This is a genomic window from Achromobacter sp. SIMBA_011, from assembly GCF_046535435.1.
Classification (GTDB): Bacteria; Pseudomonadota; Gammaproteobacteria; order Burkholderiales; family Burkholderiaceae_B; genus Achromobacter; species Achromobacter dolens.
The window spans coordinates 36,546-52,882 of record NZ_JAWRWN010000004.1 but is presented as its reverse complement, the minus strand read 5'-3'; the positions used below and the strand labels follow the sequence as shown (position 1 = coordinate 52,882).

The 16,337-nt window shown below is 65.7% G+C and carries 15 protein-coding genes; 8 read left to right on the top strand and 7 right to left on the bottom strand.

Going from position 1 to position 16,337, the window contains the following annotated elements:
- Window positions 1–41: 41 nt before the first annotated feature.
- Window positions 42–1,298 (bottom strand): NADP-dependent isocitrate dehydrogenase, encoded by a 1,257-nt coding sequence (gene icd / locus SB816_RS16055; RefSeq protein ID WP_054501726.1) that lies wholly within the window; start codon window positions 1,296–1,298, stop codon window positions 42–44.
- Window positions 1,299–1,503: 205 nt separating this feature from the next.
- On the opposite strand from icd, the gene SB816_RS16050 reads away from it, so the two are divergent.
- Window positions 1,504–1,929, top strand: a complete 426-nt coding sequence (locus SB816_RS16050; RefSeq protein ID WP_054501727.1) for a DUF1841 family protein — start codon at window positions 1,504–1,506, stop codon at window positions 1,927–1,929.
- A 77-nt stretch (window positions 1,930–2,006) separates the two neighbouring features.
- On the opposite strand, the gene SB816_RS16045 is transcribed toward SB816_RS16050, so the two are convergent.
- Together SB816_RS16045 and SB816_RS16040 are read right to left on the bottom strand one after the other, a co-directional pair.
- Window positions 2,007–2,369 carry a c-type cytochrome gene (locus tag SB816_RS16045; protein ID WP_054501728.1) on the bottom strand — a complete coding sequence of 121 codons (363 nt, stop codon included), beginning with the start codon at window positions 2,367–2,369 and terminating at the stop codon, window positions 2,007–2,009.
- Between the two features lie 15 nt (window positions 2,370–2,384).
- Window positions 2,385–2,738, bottom strand: coding sequence for a c-type cytochrome (locus SB816_RS16040; protein WP_054501729.1), 354 nt, complete (start codon window positions 2,736–2,738; stop codon window positions 2,385–2,387).
- Between the two features lie 178 nt (window positions 2,739–2,916).
- On the opposite strand from SB816_RS16040, the gene SB816_RS16035 reads away from it, so the two are divergent.
- Both SB816_RS16035 and SB816_RS16030 read left to right on the top strand, forming a co-directional pair.
- Window positions 2,917–3,798: an AAA family ATPase gene (locus tag SB816_RS16035; RefSeq protein WP_064523891.1), complete on the top strand. Its 882-nt coding sequence runs from the start codon at window positions 2,917–2,919 to the stop codon at window positions 3,796–3,798.
- Between the two features lie 19 nt (window positions 3,799–3,817).
- The gene (locus SB816_RS16030; RefSeq protein WP_144655848.1) at window positions 3,818–4,990 is read left to right on the top strand and encodes a vWA domain-containing protein; all 1,173 of its coding nucleotides are present in this window, start codon (window positions 3,818–3,820) and stop codon (window positions 4,988–4,990) included.
- Between the two features lie 66 nt (window positions 4,991–5,056).
- Here SB816_RS16030 and SB816_RS16025 read toward each other — a convergent pair whose 3' ends face one another.
- The 3 genes from SB816_RS16025 to SB816_RS16015 form a co-directional block, all read right to left on the bottom strand.
- Window positions 5,057–5,614, bottom strand: a complete 558-nt coding sequence (locus SB816_RS16025; protein ID WP_144655846.1) for a GNAT family N-acetyltransferase — start codon at window positions 5,612–5,614, stop codon at window positions 5,057–5,059.
- 92 nt (window positions 5,615–5,706) lie between these two features.
- Window positions 5,707–6,087: a hypothetical protein gene (locus SB816_RS16020; RefSeq protein WP_144655844.1), complete on the bottom strand. Its 381-nt coding sequence runs from the start codon at window positions 6,085–6,087 to the stop codon at window positions 5,707–5,709.
- A 293-nt stretch (window positions 6,088–6,380) separates the two neighbouring features.
- Window positions 6,381–6,980 carry a GNAT family N-acetyltransferase gene (locus SB816_RS16015; protein WP_410547277.1) on the bottom strand — a complete coding sequence of 200 codons (600 nt, stop codon included), beginning with the start codon at window positions 6,978–6,980 and terminating at the stop codon, window positions 6,381–6,383.
- 110 nt (window positions 6,981–7,090) lie between these two features.
- Here SB816_RS16015 and SB816_RS16010 point away from each other — a divergent pair, with 110 nt between their 5' ends.
- The 5 genes from SB816_RS16010 to SB816_RS15990 all read left to right on the top strand — a co-directional run bounded on the left by SB816_RS16010 (window position 7,091) and on the right by SB816_RS15990 (window position 15,007).
- Entirely contained in the window at window positions 7,091–9,844 is a 2,754-nt protein-coding gene (locus SB816_RS16010) for a M16 family metallopeptidase (protein ID WP_116793601.1), read from the top strand.
- A 285-nt stretch (window positions 9,845–10,129) separates the two neighbouring features.
- Window positions 10,130–10,519 (top strand): DUF4148 domain-containing protein, encoded by a 390-nt coding sequence (locus SB816_RS16005; protein ID WP_049071739.1) that lies wholly within the window; start codon window positions 10,130–10,132, stop codon window positions 10,517–10,519.
- Between the two features lie 309 nt (window positions 10,520–10,828).
- Window positions 10,829–11,341 carry a sigma-70 family RNA polymerase sigma factor gene (locus SB816_RS16000; protein ID WP_196767524.1) on the top strand — a complete coding sequence of 171 codons (513 nt, stop codon included), beginning with the start codon at window positions 10,829–10,831 and terminating at the stop codon, window positions 11,339–11,341.
- 15 nt (window positions 11,342–11,356) lie between these two features.
- The gene (locus tag SB816_RS15995; protein ID WP_410547276.1) at window positions 11,357–12,361 is read left to right on the top strand and encodes a FecR domain-containing protein; all 1,005 of its coding nucleotides are present in this window, start codon (window positions 11,357–11,359) and stop codon (window positions 12,359–12,361) included.
- Window positions 12,362–12,496: 135 nt separating this feature from the next.
- On the top strand, window positions 12,497–15,007 hold the full coding sequence (locus SB816_RS15990; protein WP_144655840.1) for a TonB-dependent siderophore receptor: 2,511 nt from the start codon (window positions 12,497–12,499) through the stop codon (window positions 15,005–15,007).
- A gap of 130 nt (window positions 15,008–15,137) precedes the next feature.
- Here SB816_RS15990 and dnaJ read toward each other — a convergent pair whose 3' ends face one another.
- The gene (gene dnaJ / locus SB816_RS15985; RefSeq protein ID WP_006389047.1) at window positions 15,138–16,268 is read right to left on the bottom strand and encodes a molecular chaperone DnaJ; all 1,131 of its coding nucleotides are present in this window, start codon (window positions 16,266–16,268) and stop codon (window positions 15,138–15,140) included.
- Window positions 16,269–16,337: the final 69 nt, after the last annotated feature.

Genomic DNA, 16,337 nt, shown 5'->3' with positions numbered 1-16,337 from the left:
GCGGCTCACGGGCTTTCCGGTGACGAGCCCGATAATCCCGGTCACATATTCTCGATCATGACCTGGCCAAAACCGGAGCACGACACCTGCGTCGCGCCCTCCAGCAGCCGGGCGAAGTCATACGTGACCTTCTTGGACAGGATCGACTTCTCCATGCTCGAGATGATCAGGTCGGCCGCCTCGGTCCAGCCCATGTGGCGCAACATCATTTCCGCCGACAGGATCTCCGAACCCGGGTTGACGTAGTCCTTGCCCGCGTACTTGGGCGCCGTGCCGTGGGTGGCCTCGAACATGGCGACCGAATCGGACAGGTTGGCGCCCGGGGCGATGCCGATGCCGCCCACCTGCGCGGCCAGCGCGTCGGAAATGTAGTCGCCGTTCAGGTTCAGGGTGGCAATGACGTCGTATTCGGCCGGGCGCAGCAGGATCTGCTGCAGGAACGCATCGGCAATGACATCCTTGACGATGATCTCGCGGCCGGTCTTGGGGTTCTTGAACTTGCACCACGGGCCGCCGTCGATCAGTTGCGCGCCGAATTCCTTCTGCAGCAGCGCATAGCCCCAGTCGCGGAAGCCGCCTTCCGTGAACTTCATGATGTTGCCCTTGTGCACCAGGGTCAGCGAGGTACGGTCATTGTCGATGACGTACTGCGCCGCCTTGCGCACCAGGCGCTCGGTACCTTCGCGCGACACCGGCTTGATGCCGATCGACGAGGTGTTGGGGAAACGGATCTTCTTGACGCCGAGCTTGGTCTGCAGGAACTGAATCAATTCCTTGGCCTGCTCGCTTTCGGCCATGTATTCGATGCCGGCGTAGATGTCTTCCGAGTTCTCGCGGAAGATCACCATGTTGGTCTTCTCGGGTTCGCGCACCGGCGAGGGCACGCCCTTGAAATACGCCACCGGGCGCAGGCAGACGTACAGGTCCAGTTGCTGGCGCAACGCCACGTTCAGCGAACGGATGCCGCCGCCCACGGGCGTGGTCAGCGGACCCTTGATCGACACCACGTAGTCCTTGACCACGTCCAGGGTCTCGTCGGGCAGCCAGACGTCCGGTCCGTAGACCTTGGTGGCCTTCTCGCCGGCGTAGACCTCCATCCAGTGGATCTTGCGCTTGCCGCCGTAGGCCTTCTGCACGGCGGCGTCCACCACCTTGATCATGACGGGCGTGATGTCGGCGCCGGTGCCGTCGCCCTCGATGTAGGGCACGATGGGCTGATCCGGCACATTCAGCGAGAAATCAGCGTTGACCGTGATCTTCTGGCCCCCAGCGGGCACCTTGATATGTTGATAGGACATGAATGCTCCATTTGCTCCGAGTGGTTTTTCTGCACGCGCGCCGCATCGGCTGGCGTGTGGTCCGCGGGCCGCGCGGCCCTGGCGAAACGCACACTGGATAGCGGATAGCAACCAATTCTATATCGCATTGCGGCCGGCGGGCGGGCGCCGTGGCGGCGGGCGGTAAAATAAAGCCCTCTCTGGCCAGCATGGCATCCGTCTGACAATGTTCAACCCCTCCCGCGACCAAGTCCGCGAATTCTTCATCGAAACCTGGCGCAAGCACCGCGCCAACGAGGTCCTGACCCCGCTGGAGGCCATGGCCCTGGACTGGATCATCGAGCATCCGGAATACCACGGCGACCTCGAAAGCCCCGAGGCCATGACCGCCGAATACGCGGTGGAAAAGGGCCGCACCAACCCGTTCCTGCACCTGTCGATGCACCTGGCCATCGCCGAGCAGTTGTCGATCGACCATCCGCCCGGCATCCGCAGCGCCTACCAGCGCCTGGTGGCGCGCACCGATGCGCACCAGGCCGCGCACGAGATCATGGAATGCCTGGGCCGGGTCGTCTGGGAAGCGCAACGCCTGGGCACTCCGCTGGACAGCGATACCTACATCGACCTGATCCGCCAGCGCGCCGAGCGCTAGCCTTACGCAACGCGAAAGCCCATGTAAAAAACCCTCGGTCTCCCGAGGGTTTTTTACATGCGGGCCGGACCGTCCCGCTACTTGCGCACGCCCAGGTCGCTGGGCAGGGACGCCAGCCAGGCGGCCACATTGCTGATGTCCTGGTCGGAGAGCTGGGTGGCGAAGGCGCCCATGATGGGGTTCTTGCGCACGTTGGCCGTGGCCGCGCTGCCCGAGGCGCCGCGACGATAGGCCTTGAGCGCATGCACCAGGTAGTCGGCGTGCTGGCCGGCCAGCGTCGGATAGGCCGGGTCCACCGCTGTCTTGGCATCGGCGCCGTGGCACGAGGCGCAATTGAATTTGTCGAAGACGGCCTTGCCGGCCGCCAGGTCCTGGGCCTGGGCAGTCGCGCCCGAAATGGCCAGCGTCGCGCCCGCAAGGGCAAGCATGATGCGGTTCATTGTGATTGCCCCCGGTTATTTCAGGTTCGAGTAGTAAGCGGCCAGGTCGGCGATGTCCTGGTCGGACAGGCTGCCGGCAATGGCATCCATGGTGGGATGGCTGCGCGCGCCTTTCTTGTACTCGTTGAGGGCGGTCTCGATGTACTTGGCGTTCTGGCCAGCGATCATCGGAACGTGATAAAGCTCGGGAAACGTCGCCTTGTAGCCTTCGATGCCATGGCAACCGATGCACATGGAAACCTTGTCGCGGGCGTTCTGGACATTACCGACCGGCGCTGCATCCGCAGCTGCTGCCTGGCCGGTGATCGCACAGGATGCCAATGCGGCCAGCAGGGAAACCGAGTACTTCAGAGAGAATCGCAACTTCATTGGGATGGCTCTTCTTGGTATGGCTTGAGGACTAGGGCCTGCTCACACGAAAAGGCCCCCGGCAAACACGTTGCGGGTCGAACCCAACTGCAAAACCGCCTGATTGTACGATAATTGTCTAGGATTAATACCCGAAAATGGCCTTGATCCCCATCAACCCCGAGAAGTCCGCCGATCCATGTCCGCTGCCCAGACCGCTCCTTCCGCACCGCAAACACGCTTCGATGGCACCGATCGCTACGTTGCCACCGATGACCTCAAGCTCGCCGTCAATGCCGCGCTCACACTGCAGCGCCCGCTGCTGATCAAGGGCGAACCCGGCACCGGCAAAACCATGCTGGCCGAGGAAGTGGCGCGCGCGCTGGACCGCCCCTTGCTGCAGTGGCACATCAAGTCCACCACCAAAGCGCATCAGGGTCTTTACGAATACGACGCGGTGTCGCGCCTGCGCGACTCGCAGCTCGGCGACGAAAAGGTCCGCGACATCCGCAACTACATCGTGCAGGGCACGCTGTGGCAGGCCTTCGAGGCCGAGCAGCCGGTGGTGGTGCTGATCGACGAGATCGACAAGGCCGACATCGAATTCCCCAACGACCTGCTGCGCGAACTCGACCGCATGGAATTCCATGTGTACGAAACGCGCCAGACCATCGCCGCGCGCCACCGCCCGCTGGTCATCATCACCTCCAACAACGAGAAGGACCTGCCCGACGCCTTCCTGCGCCGCTGCTTCTTCCACTACATCCGCTTCCCCGACCGCGAGACCATGCGCGACATCGTCGCGGTGCACTTCCCCGAACTCAAGCAGGACGTGCTGCGCGCGGCGCTCGACACCTTCTTCAGCCTGCGCGACGCGCCCGGCCTGAAGAAAAAGCCGTCGACCTCCGAACTGCTGGACTGGCTGCGCCTGCTGCTGGCCGAGGACGTCAGCGCGGCGCAGATCGACGCGCACACCGCCACGGCGGTGCCGCTGATGGCTGGCGCCCTGCTCAAGAACGAACAGGACGTGCACCTGCTGGAACGGCTCGCCGCCATGACCCGCGGCACCCAGCGCCGCTGACGCCCTCCTCGCGGCCATCATGCTGATCGACTTCTTCTACCACCTGCGGGCACACAAGCTGCCGGTCTCGGTGCAGGAATACCTGACGCTGGTGGACGCGCTGCGCCAGGACGTCATGACGCCGACGCTGGACGACTTCTACTTCCTGGCGCGCACCGCGCTGGTCAAGGACGAATCGCTGTACGACCGCTACGACAAGGCCTTTGGCGCCTACTACAAGGGCATCGAGGCCGCGCTGCCGGCCGGCAAGGACATCCCGCTGGACTGGCTCATCAAGCAGTTCGAGAAGAGCCTGACGCCAGAAGAAAGGGCCGCCATCGAGAAGCACGGCTGGGACAAGCTGATGGAGCTCTTCAAGGAACGCCTGGAAGAGCAGAAGGAACGCCACGCCGGCGGCAGCAAGTGGATCGGCACCGGCGGCACCTCGCCCTTCGGCAACGGCGGCTACCACCCAGAAGGCATCCGCGTCGGCGGCCAGTCGGCCGGCAACCGCAGCGCGGTCAAGGTCTGGGACATGCGCCAGTTCAAGGACTACGACGATCAGGTCGAGCTGGGCACGCGCAATTTCAAGGTCGCGCTGCGCCGCCTGCGGCGTTTCGCGCGCGAAGGCGCCGAACTCGAACTGGACCTGGACGACACCATCGCCAGCACCGCGCGCAATGCCGGCCACCTGGATCTGCGCATGGTCCCGGAGCGCCACAATACGGTCAAGGTGCTGATGCTGCTGGACGTCGGCGGCAGCATGGACGACCACATCGGCCGCGTCGAGGAACTGTTCTCCGCGGCGCGCAGCGAGTTCCGCAACCTCGAGGTCTACTACTTCCACAACTGCCCGTACGAAAGCCTGTGGCAGAGCAACCGCCGGCGCCAGAACGAACGCTTCGACACTTGGGACGTGCTGCGCAAGTACAACCCCGACTGGCGCCTGATCATCGTCGGCGACGCCACCATGAGCCCCTACGAGATCCTGCAGCCGGGCGGCTCGGTCGAGCACTACAACAAGGAACCGGGCGCACAGTGGATGCGCCGGCTGCTGGATGCCTGGCCCAAGTCCGTGTGGCTCAATCCCGAGCCCACCGCGTCGTGGCAGTACCGCCAGTCGATCGCGCTGATGCGCGACATCATGCAGGACCGCATGTACCCCGTGACGGTCGCCGGACTGGAGCAGGCGATGCGGGTGCTGTCGAAGTAGCGCGACGGCCACGCAGCAAGACGCGGTCCCGGCGACGCGCTCAGCCGTCCACCGGCTGCGCCGGCCTCAGCCGTCCACCGGCCGCGCCGGGGTATCCAGGGTCAATTGGTAGAACGCCAGGTCGAGCCAGCGGCCGAACTTGAAGCCGGCCTCGCGGATGGTGCCGGCATGCACGAATCCGAGCTTCTCGTGCAGCTTGATGCTGCCCAGGTTGGCCGCGTCGATGCCGCCGATCATCAGGTGCACCTGGTTGGCGCGGGCGCGTTCGATGAGCACGCGCATCAGCGCCTCGCCCAAGCCCCGCCCGCGAAAGCGGCCGTCGACATAGACCGAATGCTCGACCGAATACTTGTAGGCCGGCCAGGCGCGGAACGTGCCGTAGCTGGCGAACCCCATCAGCTCGCCCGCCGCGTTCTCGAACCCCACCACCGGAAAACCTCCCCCGGCCTTGGCCTGGAACCAGCCCTGCATCGCCTCGCGCGGACGCGGCTTGTAGTCATACAGCGCGGTCGAGGTGGCAATGGCCTCGTTGAAGATGGCCAGGATCTGGTCGGCATGGCGTTCGTGCGTGCAGTCGACCAGGATGGCGCCGTCCGGGGCGCGGTTATCAGCGTGGGAAGTCATGCTTCGGATTGTAGCGAGCCACCCCGATCGCAAGATAAAAAAAACCGGCGATCTCGCCGGTTCAGTGAGGGGACTGCCGCTTCTGGCCACTCTCAGGCGGCGCGGCTCTCCACAGATCGGCTGGCACTGTCGGCCATGCTGCGCATCCCGGGACACTGGCGCCAGGACAATTCGTCCGCATCCATGTCCAGGTCGAACAGGTCATTGGCCGCGGGCCACGGATGCTGGCGCGCCTCGGCGCCCTCCATCTCGAGCACGTGCCCGGCAAAGCCTCGCGGCGACCCTCCGCACTCGGCGAAATAGCGCTGCGTGCTCAGGTCCACCACGTAGGTGGTCATGTCATGGGTCAGTATGGCCACGAATTGGCCGTCATCACTGGCATAAGCGTACTGAAACTGCCCTTTGATGCGGTCGCCGCTCATGGGGCTGCCGGTCAACTGGGACAAGGCACGCGTGACGATCTCGGTCAGCATGGGTCGTTCCTCCGAAAGATGCGCCGGCAGGATGCCGGCGGCGAAGGCGCGAACAACAAGCACCGTCGTCGCCCGCGTGGCGGGGACGCGCGTTCCGGCATGCTGCCGATGCGGCCCGGCGGGGCGGCGGCTGGCGTTGGACGGGAAACCTGTAGACGGCTGTCGCGCATCCCGTCGACAACAGCAACTACGTTCCGCAAAGCTTACACCCGCGCCCGTCCCGATCTCAAATCGGCCGCGCCACGCCAGGATGTTGCATCGCAACATATCGGCATGACGGGGCCGGCCGACGCTTATGCAGCGGCAAACGGCTCCCTGCCTGCGCCTGCGTCACCATTTTTTTGTGCATGCCACGCCTCTCGCGCCAGCCGGTACAGCACGTGCGTCTTCAAAGGATGGCCGTCCGGCACCCCCGGATGCTCGAAGCGCTGTGCGTCTTCGCGCATGCCCAGACGCCGCATCACCGCGCGCGATGGCTCGTTTTCCGGCACCGTGAACGCCACGATCTCGGGCACGCCGATCTGCTCGAACCCCACCCGCAGCGCCGCCTGCGCGGCCTCGCTGGCATAGCCCCTGCCCCAGTAGGGCGCCGCCAGGCGCCAGCCGATTTCCACGCCGGGCGCGAACGGCAGCGTCGGCGCCAGCGCCTTGATGCCGACGAACCCGATGAACGGCGCGACGCCCGGCGCCTCGACGGCCCAGAAGCCCCAGCCGTATTCATCGATGCCGGCGGCCAGCCGATCGGCCAGCGCGTCGCTTTCCGGCGCGGTCAGCGGCAACAGGTAGCGCGTCACGCGCACATCGGTGTTCATGGCCGCGAACGGCTTGCGGTCGGCCGCGAGCCACTGCCGCAGAACCAGGCGGGGAGTCTCGATTTCAAGGGATAGCGACATACAAGATTTTCCGGACGGAACGACGGGCCGGCGCGCCAGGGTCGCAGCCCTGAACCATTCACACCGTATACACTCCAACGGATTCTGCCATGCCAAAGGAATAGTCCGCCATGCGCCTGTCCATATCGAAGCTGCCGCGCCCCCTGGGCGCGCTGCTGTTCTCATCCTTCCTGGCCTTCCAGGCCGGAGCCGCCAGCCTGCCGGCCGGCGTCACGGAGGCCGCCTCGATTGAAGGCATCACCGAATACCGCCTCAGCAACGGCCTGCGCGTCCTGCTGGTGCCCGACGAATCCAAGCCCTCGACCACGGTCAACATGACCTATCTGGTCGGCTCGCGCAACGAGAACTACGGCCAGACCGGCATGGCCCACCTGCTCGAACACATGCTGTTCAAGGGCACTTCCACCACCCGCAACGCCATGGGCGAATTCTCGCGCCGCGGCCTGCAGGCCAACGGCTCGACCTCCAGCGACCGCACCAATTATTTCGCCAGCTTCGCCGCCAATCCCGACACCCTCAAGTGGTACCTCGGCTGGCAGGCCGACGCCATGGTCAATTCCCTGATCGCCAAGGAAGACCTCGATTCCGAAATGACGGTGGTGCGCAACGAGATGGAAAGCGGCGAGAACAGCCCTTTCCGCATCCTCATGCAGAAGATGCAGGCGGCCGCGTTCCAGTGGCACAGCTACGGCAAGAACACCATCGGCGCCCGCTCCGACGTCGAAAACGTCGACATCGGCCAGTTGCGCGCGTTCTATCATGAGTACTACCAGCCCGATAACGCGGTGCTGATCGTGGCCGGCAAGTTCGATCCGCAGGCCACGCTGGCCGACATCGAGGCCACGCTGGGCAAGCTGCCCAAGCCCGAGCGCAAGCTGCCGCCGGAATACACCGTCGAGCCGGCCCAGGACGGCGAACGCGCCGTCACGCTGCGCCGCACCGGCGGCACGCCGCTGGTCGCCGCGATGTACCACATCCCGGCCGCGGGCAGCGCCGACTTCGTGCCGTTCGACCTGGCCACCACCATCCTGGCCGATACGCCGTCGGGCCGCCTCTACCACGCGCTGGTGCCAACCAAGCTGGCCTCGGGCGTGTTCGGCTTCACCATGGAAAACCTGGATCCGGGCCTGGCCATGTTCGCCGCCCAGTTGACCCCGGGCAAGAACCAGGACGCCGCCATGAAGGCGCTGACCGGCACGCTGGAAGATCTCGGCAAGAAGCCCTTCACCCAGCAGGAACTGGACCGCGCGCGCAGCAAATGGCTGACCTCCTGGGAGCAGACCTACAGCGATCCCGAACAGGTCGGCGTGGCGCTATCCGAGGCCATCGCCGCCGGCGACTGGCGCCTGTTCTTCCTGCAGCGCGACCGCGCCCGCAAGGCCACGCTGGCTGAGGTGCAGCGGGCCGCCACCACCTACCTGGTGCAAAGCAACCGCATCGAAGGCCGCTACATCCCGACCGACAAACCGGTGCGCGCGCCGCAGACCCAGCGCGTCGATCTGACGGCCGTGTTCAAGGACTACAAGGGCGATCCCGACTTCAAGGCCGCGTCCGCCTTCGATCCCACCCCGCAGAACATCGACCGCCTGACCCAGCGCAAGACGCTCGACCTGCCCAACGGGCCGGTGCAGTTGGCGCTGCTGCCCAAGGCCACGCGCGGCAACCGCGTGCAGGCGCAGATGCTGATCCAGTTCGGCAACGAGAAAGACCTGCTCGGCCAGCGGGTGAATTCCAGCGCCGTGGCCGACCTGCTGACGCGCGGCACCGCCAAGCTGTCGCGCCAGGACATCCAGGACCGCCTCGACAAGCTGCAGGCCGAGCTCGGCTTCAGCGGTGGCGGCACCACGCTCAAGATCGCCATGTCGACCAAGCGTGAAAACCTGCCCGAACTGACCCGCCTGGCGCTGGACATCGTGCGCAACGCCAACTTCCCCAAGGAACAGCTCGAGGAATACCAGCGCCAGCTCGAAACCTCGATCCAGAACGCCATGACCGAACCGCAGGCCCTGGCCGGACGCGCCCTGGCCCGCCAGGACAATCCGTGGCCCGCCGACGACCTGCGCTACGTGCCGACGTTCGAGGAATCGCTGGCCGGCGTGCGCGCGCTGAACCGCGATGCGCTGGTCAAGTTCCACGCCAAGTTCTATGGCGCCGGCAAGATCGAATATTCGGCCGTGGGCGATTTCGAGCCCGAAGCCGTCGAAAAGGCCGTCAAGGATGGCCTGGCCGGCTGGAAGCGCGCCCCCGCCTACACCCGTGTCGGCAATCCGTACCGCGACATCCCCGCCAAGCAGTTCGACATCGAGACCCCGGACAAGGCCAATGCGTTCTACATCTCGCGCATGCCGCTGAAGTTGCAGGATACGGACGCGGACTACCCGGCCCTGTACCTGGCCAATTACCTGTTCGGCGCCTCGGAAACCTCGCGCCTGTGGAACCGTGTGCGTGAAACCGAGGGTCTGTCCTACAATGTGCGCAGCTCGCTGTCGGTCTCGTCGTTCGAACCCAGCGCCAGTTGGACCATGTATGCCATCTACGCGCCGCAGAACCGCGAGCGCCTGGAAAAGGCCATCGGCGAGGAACTGGCCCGCGTGCTCAAGGACGGCTTCAGCGACAAGGAGATTTCCGACGGCATCACCGCGCTGCTGAACTACCGCAACCTGGCCCGCGCCCAGGACGACGTGCTGGCCGGCACCTGGCTCGACTACCTGCAGCGCGGTCGCACCTTCGAATGGTCGGCCGAGATGGACAAGAAGATCAGCGCGCTCACGCCCGACACGGTCAACGCCGCCCTGCGCAAGTACCTGCGTCCCGACGGCTTCAGCACCGCGGTCGCCGGCGACTTCAAGAAAAAGACGCCCTGAAGCCAGGTCTTCCTGGCATCCCAAGCCCCTGCCTCGGCAGGGGTTTTTTTGCCCCAAAGCGCATCTCGCGCCGTTCATGGGGACGGGACACCTGCATAACCATGCCATAGACGGGGAAATATCTTATCCAAATGTTTATTACCCATCCATTTGGAAAGATGTTTTCAAGATATACGGGTTTATCCCAGGTGGGATGACGCGCACAATTCAGTCATCGGGAACAAACAACGAACCACGACGGAGGGCCGCCGGATTCGGCCCCGTCCAACAACATTGGAGGTCATTATGAAAACCCTGACGACTACCCTTCTGATTTCCCTAGCCCTGGCTGGCGCCGGCGCGCAAGCCGCCGGTGTCGAACAAGCCAAGTCGAGCGCCCAGGTGGCGACCGAACTGCAACAGGCCAAGGTCAGCGGCCAATACACCTTTGGCGAACTGGACTACCCGCCCGCCCTGCCCCAGGCCACCAGCCTGAGCTCGCAGGAAGTGCAGGCCCAGTTGCAACAAGCCAAGACCAGCGGCGAATACACCTTCGGCGAACTGCAGTACCCGCCCGTCAAGGCGGCCGCGGCCGGCGTCAAGTCGCGTGCCGAAGTCCAGCAGGAACTTGCCCAGGCCAAGGCCAGCGGCCAATACACGTTCGGCGAACTCGAATACCCGCCGATCACCCGGTGAGCTGCTTGCTGTAGCCCGGCCGGCCCCGGGCGGCATCATGGCTCGGGGTCGGTTTTTTCAGGTTACAGCGGCGGACCTAGCAGTGGAAGTAGCAGTACCTGTAGTCAGCAGTACGAAGTCTGTTTGGAAGAAGCAGCACCTGTAGTTAGCAGTACGTTTCGCAGTACGAAGTCTGAAGCAAGAAGTTGCAGTACCTGCAGTGAAACCGCGGCGCAAGCCGCGGTTTTTTTTGTCCGTCCAACTGCACGCCGGTGCGCGATTGCCGCAATTCAATATAATAATTCTCATTAGCAAATAAATGAGTCCGCCTTGAGTTGCCTCCCAATCGCCCCGCCGGATCCCGTCACGGACCTCTACCGTGATCACCATGGCTGGCTGCTGTCGTTCCTGCGCCGCAAACTCAACGGCGACCGCGACAACGCGGCGGACCTTGCTCACGACACCTTCGAGCGGGTGCTGCGGCAGGACATCCGCCCCATCCTGCTGGCGCCACGCCCGCACCTGACCACCATCGCCAAGGGGCTGGCCATCGACCAGTTCCGGCGCGCGTCGCTGGAACGCGCCTACCTCGATGCGCTGGCCCAGCAGGCCGAACCCATCTCCCCCTCGCCCGAGGAACTGGCGCTGGTGCTCGAAGCGCTGGACACCTTGTGCGCCATGATCGACGGCCTGCCGCAGCGCGCCCGCGCCGCCTTCCTCATGGCCCAGCTCGACGGCATGCCGTACGAGCAGATCGCCCGGGCGCTGCGGGTGTCCGTCAACGTGGTGCAGAAAGACATGATCAAGACCTGGCAGCGCTGCTACCAAGTGATGTACGCCTGAGCGCCCGCGCCGACGATGAACACGCAACCCCTGATTGCCCCACTGCGGGCCGACAAGCGCGTGGCGGTGCACGCCAGCGTGGTGGCGCAGGCCGCGGAATGGCTGGTGCGATTGCATGGCGATGCCGACGAGCGCACCCGCCGCGCCTGTGACCAATGGCGTCAGGCCGATCCGAGCCACGAACTGGCCTGGCAACGGCTCAGCGCCATGAGCCGGGATTTCAACCGGGTCGGCAGTCGCGCGCCCGCCGGCGCGGCGTCAAGAACGGTGCTGGCGGCCGGCGCCGATCAGGCGCGCCGCCGCAGTCTCAAATGGATGTTCGCGGGCATCGGCGCCGGCGGCGCGGCGCTGTGGCTGTACCGCGATCCGCAGGCGCTCTGGACCGACGGCGACCGCTACCAGACCGCCGTCGGCGAACAGCGCGAGGTCACGCTGTCCGACGGCAGCGCGCTGGCCTTGAACACCGGCACCAATCTCTACGTCCAGTTCACGCGCCACGAACGCCGCATCCTGCTGCGCGAAGGCGAGATCCAGGTCACCACCGCGCCCGACCCCGAAGGCCGCGGTTTCAAGGTGGTCACCCACAATGGCGAGCTGGTGCCGCTGGGTACCCGCTTCATCGTGCGTGACCATGCCGACAACGGCCGCCAGAGCCTGGTCGCGGTGCAACAAGGCGCGGTGGCGATCCACGCCGGCGGGGTCGAGCGCGTAGTTCGGGCCGGCGAACAGGCGCTGTTCGGCCCGGCCGGCACATCCGCCGTCGCGCCGCTGGACACCGCGACCGCGGCCTGGACCGACGGCATGCTGGTCGCCAATCGCATGCGACTGGATCGGTTCCTGGCCGAACTCGGCCGTTATCGGCAGGGCCTGGTGCAGTGCGAGTCCGAACTGGCCGGCAAGCTGGTCACGGGCGCTTTTCGTTTGGACAATACCGACGAGGCCCTGGCGCTGCTGGCGCGCGTGCTGGGAGTGCGGGTACGTTACCGCACGCGGTATTGGGTCACGGTGGTGCCGGCCTGATCCGCGGCCGGCCCGCGCAGAAAACAAATTTGTAACCGCCCGGCAGATTTTCCAGTCTCGTTCGAAAGACAGGTAGACGGACGCGAGGCGCACGCGTTCCCTTCGCCCTTCCACGAGACAGGACCTCCGACCATCATGGCCACACCGCAACACCCGCGCGCATCCCGGCGCGGCCCATCCGCCGCGCGCCGCGCGCGTCCGCAGCCCTTCCTCGTTTCCGCGCTGACCCTGGCATTGCGCGCCCTGCCGGCCACGGCCGGCGCCGCCCTGCTGACGACGGGGGCGCAAGCCCAGGCACAAACCGCGCCCGTCGCCGAGATCGCCTTCACCATCGCGCCGGGTCCGCTGGACACCGCGCTCGGCGCCTTCGGACGGGCCGCACAGATCAATGTCGCGGCCGATCCCGAACTGACAGCGGGCCGCGACACCGCCGGCCTGCAAGGCCGCTATCCGATCGACCAAGGGCTGCGCCAACTGCTGTCCGGCACGGGCCTGATGGCCGTGCCGGCGCCGGCCGGCGGCTACCTGTTGCGCCGCTTGCCGGTCGCGCAAGGCGACGCCTCGGTGCTGGAGCCGGTGATGGTGGTGGGCAGCCACGAGGTGACGACCGAGGGCACGGGCTCCTACACCAGCGGCGCGACCAGCATCGCCAAGGGCGCGCAATCGCTCAGGGACATTCCGCAGTCCATCAGCGTCGTGACGCGCCAACGGCTGGACGAACAATCGCTCACCTCGATCTACGACGCTCTCGCAAACACCACCGGCATCACCCTGCAGCAAAGCCCCCAGGCAGGCAAGTACGTGTATTCGCGCGGCTTTCGCAATACCTCCTACCAATACGACGGCATCCCGCTCGACCGCAGTATGTACGGCCGCGCCAGCAATTTCGGCGGCGGCACCGCCATCTATGACCGCGTCGAAGTGCTGCGCGGCGCGGCCGGCCTGCTCCAAGGCGGCGGCGAACCGGGCGGCGCGGTCAACCTGGTACGCAAGCGCGCCCTGCCCGAAGCGGGCTTCAGCGTCATCACCAAGGCCGGCCAGTGGGACCACTACGGCATGCAGCTCGACGGCGGCGGCCCGCTGAACGAATCCGGCACCCTGCGCGGCCGCGCAGTGGTGGACTACGAGACCCGCGGGTCGTATGTGGACTACGCCAACAACCGCGACCAGACCTTCTATGGCACCCTCGAATACGACCTGACGCCCGACACGCGCGCCAGCGTCGGCTTCAGTTCCGAAACCAGCCGCGGCCGCCCCAACATGCGCGGTTTCCCCGCCTATGACGACGGCTCGCCCCTGGACGTGTCGCGCGCGTACTACATGGGCGCCGACTGGAATCGCCGCAAGTCCACCACCGAGACGTTCTACTTCGACCTGTCGCACCGCTTCAACGACAACTGGCAGGGTCGTGTCGCCGCCATCCACCTGCGCGAACGCCACGACATGAAGTTCAACAGCCCCATCCGCGAGGCCGCCGTCGGCACGAACATCAGCGCGACAGCGGCGGACATCACCGAAGCCGACATCGGCATCACCGGCGTGGACGCCAACCTGCTGGGCAAGATCGACGCCTTCGGCCGTACCCACGAACTGGTGCTGGGCGCCAACTACGCGCGCAACGATGTCAACACCGACTACGGCAGCATCAACGACTACTGGGTCGGCAACGTCTATGACTACCGGCCCGGCTCGATTCCGGAGCCGACCAAGGGCCAGCTCTACGCCAACTTCCGCGAGCACCGCGACGGCCGCGGCCTGCAGTACGGCGTGTACGGCGCCGCCCGCCTGCAGTTGGCGGATCCGCTCAAGCTGGTGCTGGGCGGGCGCGTCAGTTGGTACGACACGATCTGGGACACCCGCACCACAGGCAGCCGCTACAGCGAGAACTCGACCTACGGCAGCCGCGAGAACGGCAAGTTCACGCCCTACGCCGGGCTGCTCTATGACCTGAGCCCGCAATGGACGGCATACGCCAGCTACACCGATATCTTCAAGCCGCAAAGCGAGAAGTCCAGCAGCGGCAGGCCCCTCGATCCCCTGCTGGGCACCAACTACGAGATCGGCCTGAAGGGCGAACTGCTGGACGGCCGCATCAACACCGCCATCGCGCTGTTCCGCGTCGACCAGAAGAACCGGGCCCAGACCGACTATCGCAGCAGCCCCGATTGCGACGCCGGCTGGTATTGCTCGATCGCGGCCGGCAAGGTCCGCAGCCAGGGCGTGGACGCCGAGATCAGCGGTGAAATCCTGCGCGGCTGGAACCTGTTCGCCGGTTATACCTTCAACACCACCCGCTATCTGGAAGACGAGACCAACCAGGGCAAGCCGCTGAATTCGCTGACGCCCAAGCACATGCTGCGCGTCTGGACCACCTACAAGCTGGCGGGCGCCGCGCACCGCTGGACCCTGGGCGGCGGCGTCAATGCCCAGACCAGCAGCTACGACGCCGGCACGATCCGCGTCAACAGCCCCGGCTACGCCATCTGGAGCGCCTACGCCCGCTACCAGATCAACAACCACTGGGCCGCCTCGGTCAACCTGAACAACCTGTTCGACAAGACGTATTACACCAGTGTGGGCAGCAACAACGGCAACTTCTATGGCGAGCCGCGCAATGTCATGCTGACCCTGCGCGGCGACTTCTAGGCGCCGATAGCGCGACGCCTGCGCTGGGCGTCATCCATGCGGCGCCAAAGCAAACGGCCCGGGACCCGGATGCGAGATCCGGGCCCCGGGCCGTGGTCCGCCAGCGGGCGGCGCGGTCAGGTCAGCCGATTCAGCTAAAGAATTCCTTGACGCGATCGGTCCAGGACTTGCTTTGCGGCGAGTGGCGGTCGCCCCCGTCGTTCAGCGAGGCCTCGAACTGGCGCAGGATGTTCTTCTGGTCGTCGCTCAGGCGCACCGGCGTCTCGACCACCACGTGGCAGTACAGGTCGCCCGGATAGCTGCCGCGCACGCCGCGGATGCCCTTGCCGCGCAGGCGGAAGGTCTTGCCGGACTGCGTGCCCTCGGGGATCGAGATCTCGGCCTTGCCGCCCAGGGTCGGCACCTGCAATTCACCGCCCAGCGCCGCCGTGGTGAACGGGATGGTCAACTCGCAGTGCAGGTCGTCGCCGTCACGCTGGAAGATCTTGTGCTGCTTGATGTGGATTTCCACATACAGGTCGCCCGGCGGGCCGCCATTGATGCCCGGCTCGCCATTGCCGCTGGAGCGGATGCGCATGCCGTCGTCGATGCCGGCGGGGATCTTGACCTGCAGGGTCTTGTTGCGGCGGATGCGGCCGACGCCATCGCAGGCCACGCACGGGTCGGTGATTTCCTTGCCGTTGCCGTGGCAGGTCGGGCAGGTCTGCTGCACGCTGAAGAAGCCCTGCTGCATGCGGACCGCGCCAGAGCCGCCGCAGGTGCGGCAGGTCTTGGGCGAGGTGCCGGGCTTGGCGCCGGAACCGTGGCAGGTGTCGCAGTTTTCCCAGCTCGGTACGCGGATCTCGGTGTCGAAGCCGGCCGCGGCCTGCTCCAGCGTGATCTCCAGCGCGTACTTCAAGTCGGCGCCGCGATACACCTGCGGACCGCCGCCGCGACGGCCACCGCCGCCACCGCCAAAGATCTCGCCGAAGATATCGCCAAAGGCGTCGGCGAACCCGCCGCCCATGCCGCCACCGCCCATGCCCGCGGCGTTGGGATCGACGCCCGCGTGGCCGTAGCGGTCGTACGCGGCGCGCTTCTGTTCATCGCCCAGGACCTCGTAGGCTTCCTTGGCTTCCTTGAACTTCTCTTCGGCTTCCTTGCTGTCCGGATTGCGGTCCGGATGGTATTTCATGGCCAGCTTTCGATAGGCCTTCTTGAGTTCGTCGTCCGAAGCGTTTTTCGCCACGCCCAGGACGTCGTAATAGTCGCGTTTTGCCATGATCGGTGGGCTCGGGGGAGAGCCTTCTTTTCAGTGCTACAGAATGAGTTCGCCCGGTAGGCGGATTTC

Bases quoted from the DNA above. Each gene is read 5' to 3' on its own strand.
- icd (WP_054501726.1), bottom strand. From the start codon at position 1,298: ATGTCCTATCAACATATCAAGGTGCCCGCTGGGGGCCAGAAGATCACG.
- SB816_RS16050 (WP_054501727.1), top strand. From the start codon at position 1,504: ATGTTCAACCCCTCCCGCGACCAAGTCCGCGAATTCTTCATCGAAACC.
- SB816_RS16045 (WP_054501728.1), bottom strand. From the start codon at position 2,369: ATGAACCGCATCATGCTTGCCCTTGCGGGCGCGACGCTGGCCATTTCG.
- SB816_RS16040 (WP_054501729.1), bottom strand. From the start codon at position 2,738: ATGAAGTTGCGATTCTCTCTGAAGTACTCGGTTTCCCTGCTGGCCGCA.
- SB816_RS16035 (WP_064523891.1), top strand. From the start codon at position 2,917: ATGTCCGCTGCCCAGACCGCTCCTTCCGCACCGCAAACACGCTTCGAT.
- SB816_RS16030 (WP_144655848.1), top strand. From the start codon at position 3,818: ATGCTGATCGACTTCTTCTACCACCTGCGGGCACACAAGCTGCCGGTC.
- SB816_RS16025 (WP_144655846.1), bottom strand. From the start codon at position 5,614: ATGACTTCCCACGCTGATAACCGCGCCCCGGACGGCGCCATCCTGGTC.
- SB816_RS16020 (WP_144655844.1), bottom strand. From the start codon at position 6,087: ATGCTGACCGAGATCGTCACGCGTGCCTTGTCCCAGTTGACCGGCAGC.
- SB816_RS16015 (WP_410547277.1), bottom strand. From the start codon at position 6,980: ATGTCGCTATCCCTTGAAATCGAGACTCCCCGCCTGGTTCTGCGGCAG.
- SB816_RS16010 (WP_116793601.1), top strand. From the start codon at position 7,091: ATGCGCCTGTCCATATCGAAGCTGCCGCGCCCCCTGGGCGCGCTGCTG.
- SB816_RS16005 (WP_049071739.1), top strand. From the start codon at position 10,130: ATGAAAACCCTGACGACTACCCTTCTGATTTCCCTAGCCCTGGCTGGC.
- SB816_RS15995 (WP_410547276.1), top strand. From the start codon at position 11,357: ATGAACACGCAACCCCTGATTGCCCCACTGCGGGCCGACAAGCGCGTG.
- SB816_RS15990 (WP_144655840.1), top strand. From the start codon at position 12,497: ATGGCCACACCGCAACACCCGCGCGCATCCCGGCGCGGCCCATCCGCC.
- dnaJ (WP_006389047.1), bottom strand. From the start codon at position 16,268: ATGGCAAAACGCGACTATTACGACGTCCTGGGCGTGGCGAAAAACGCT.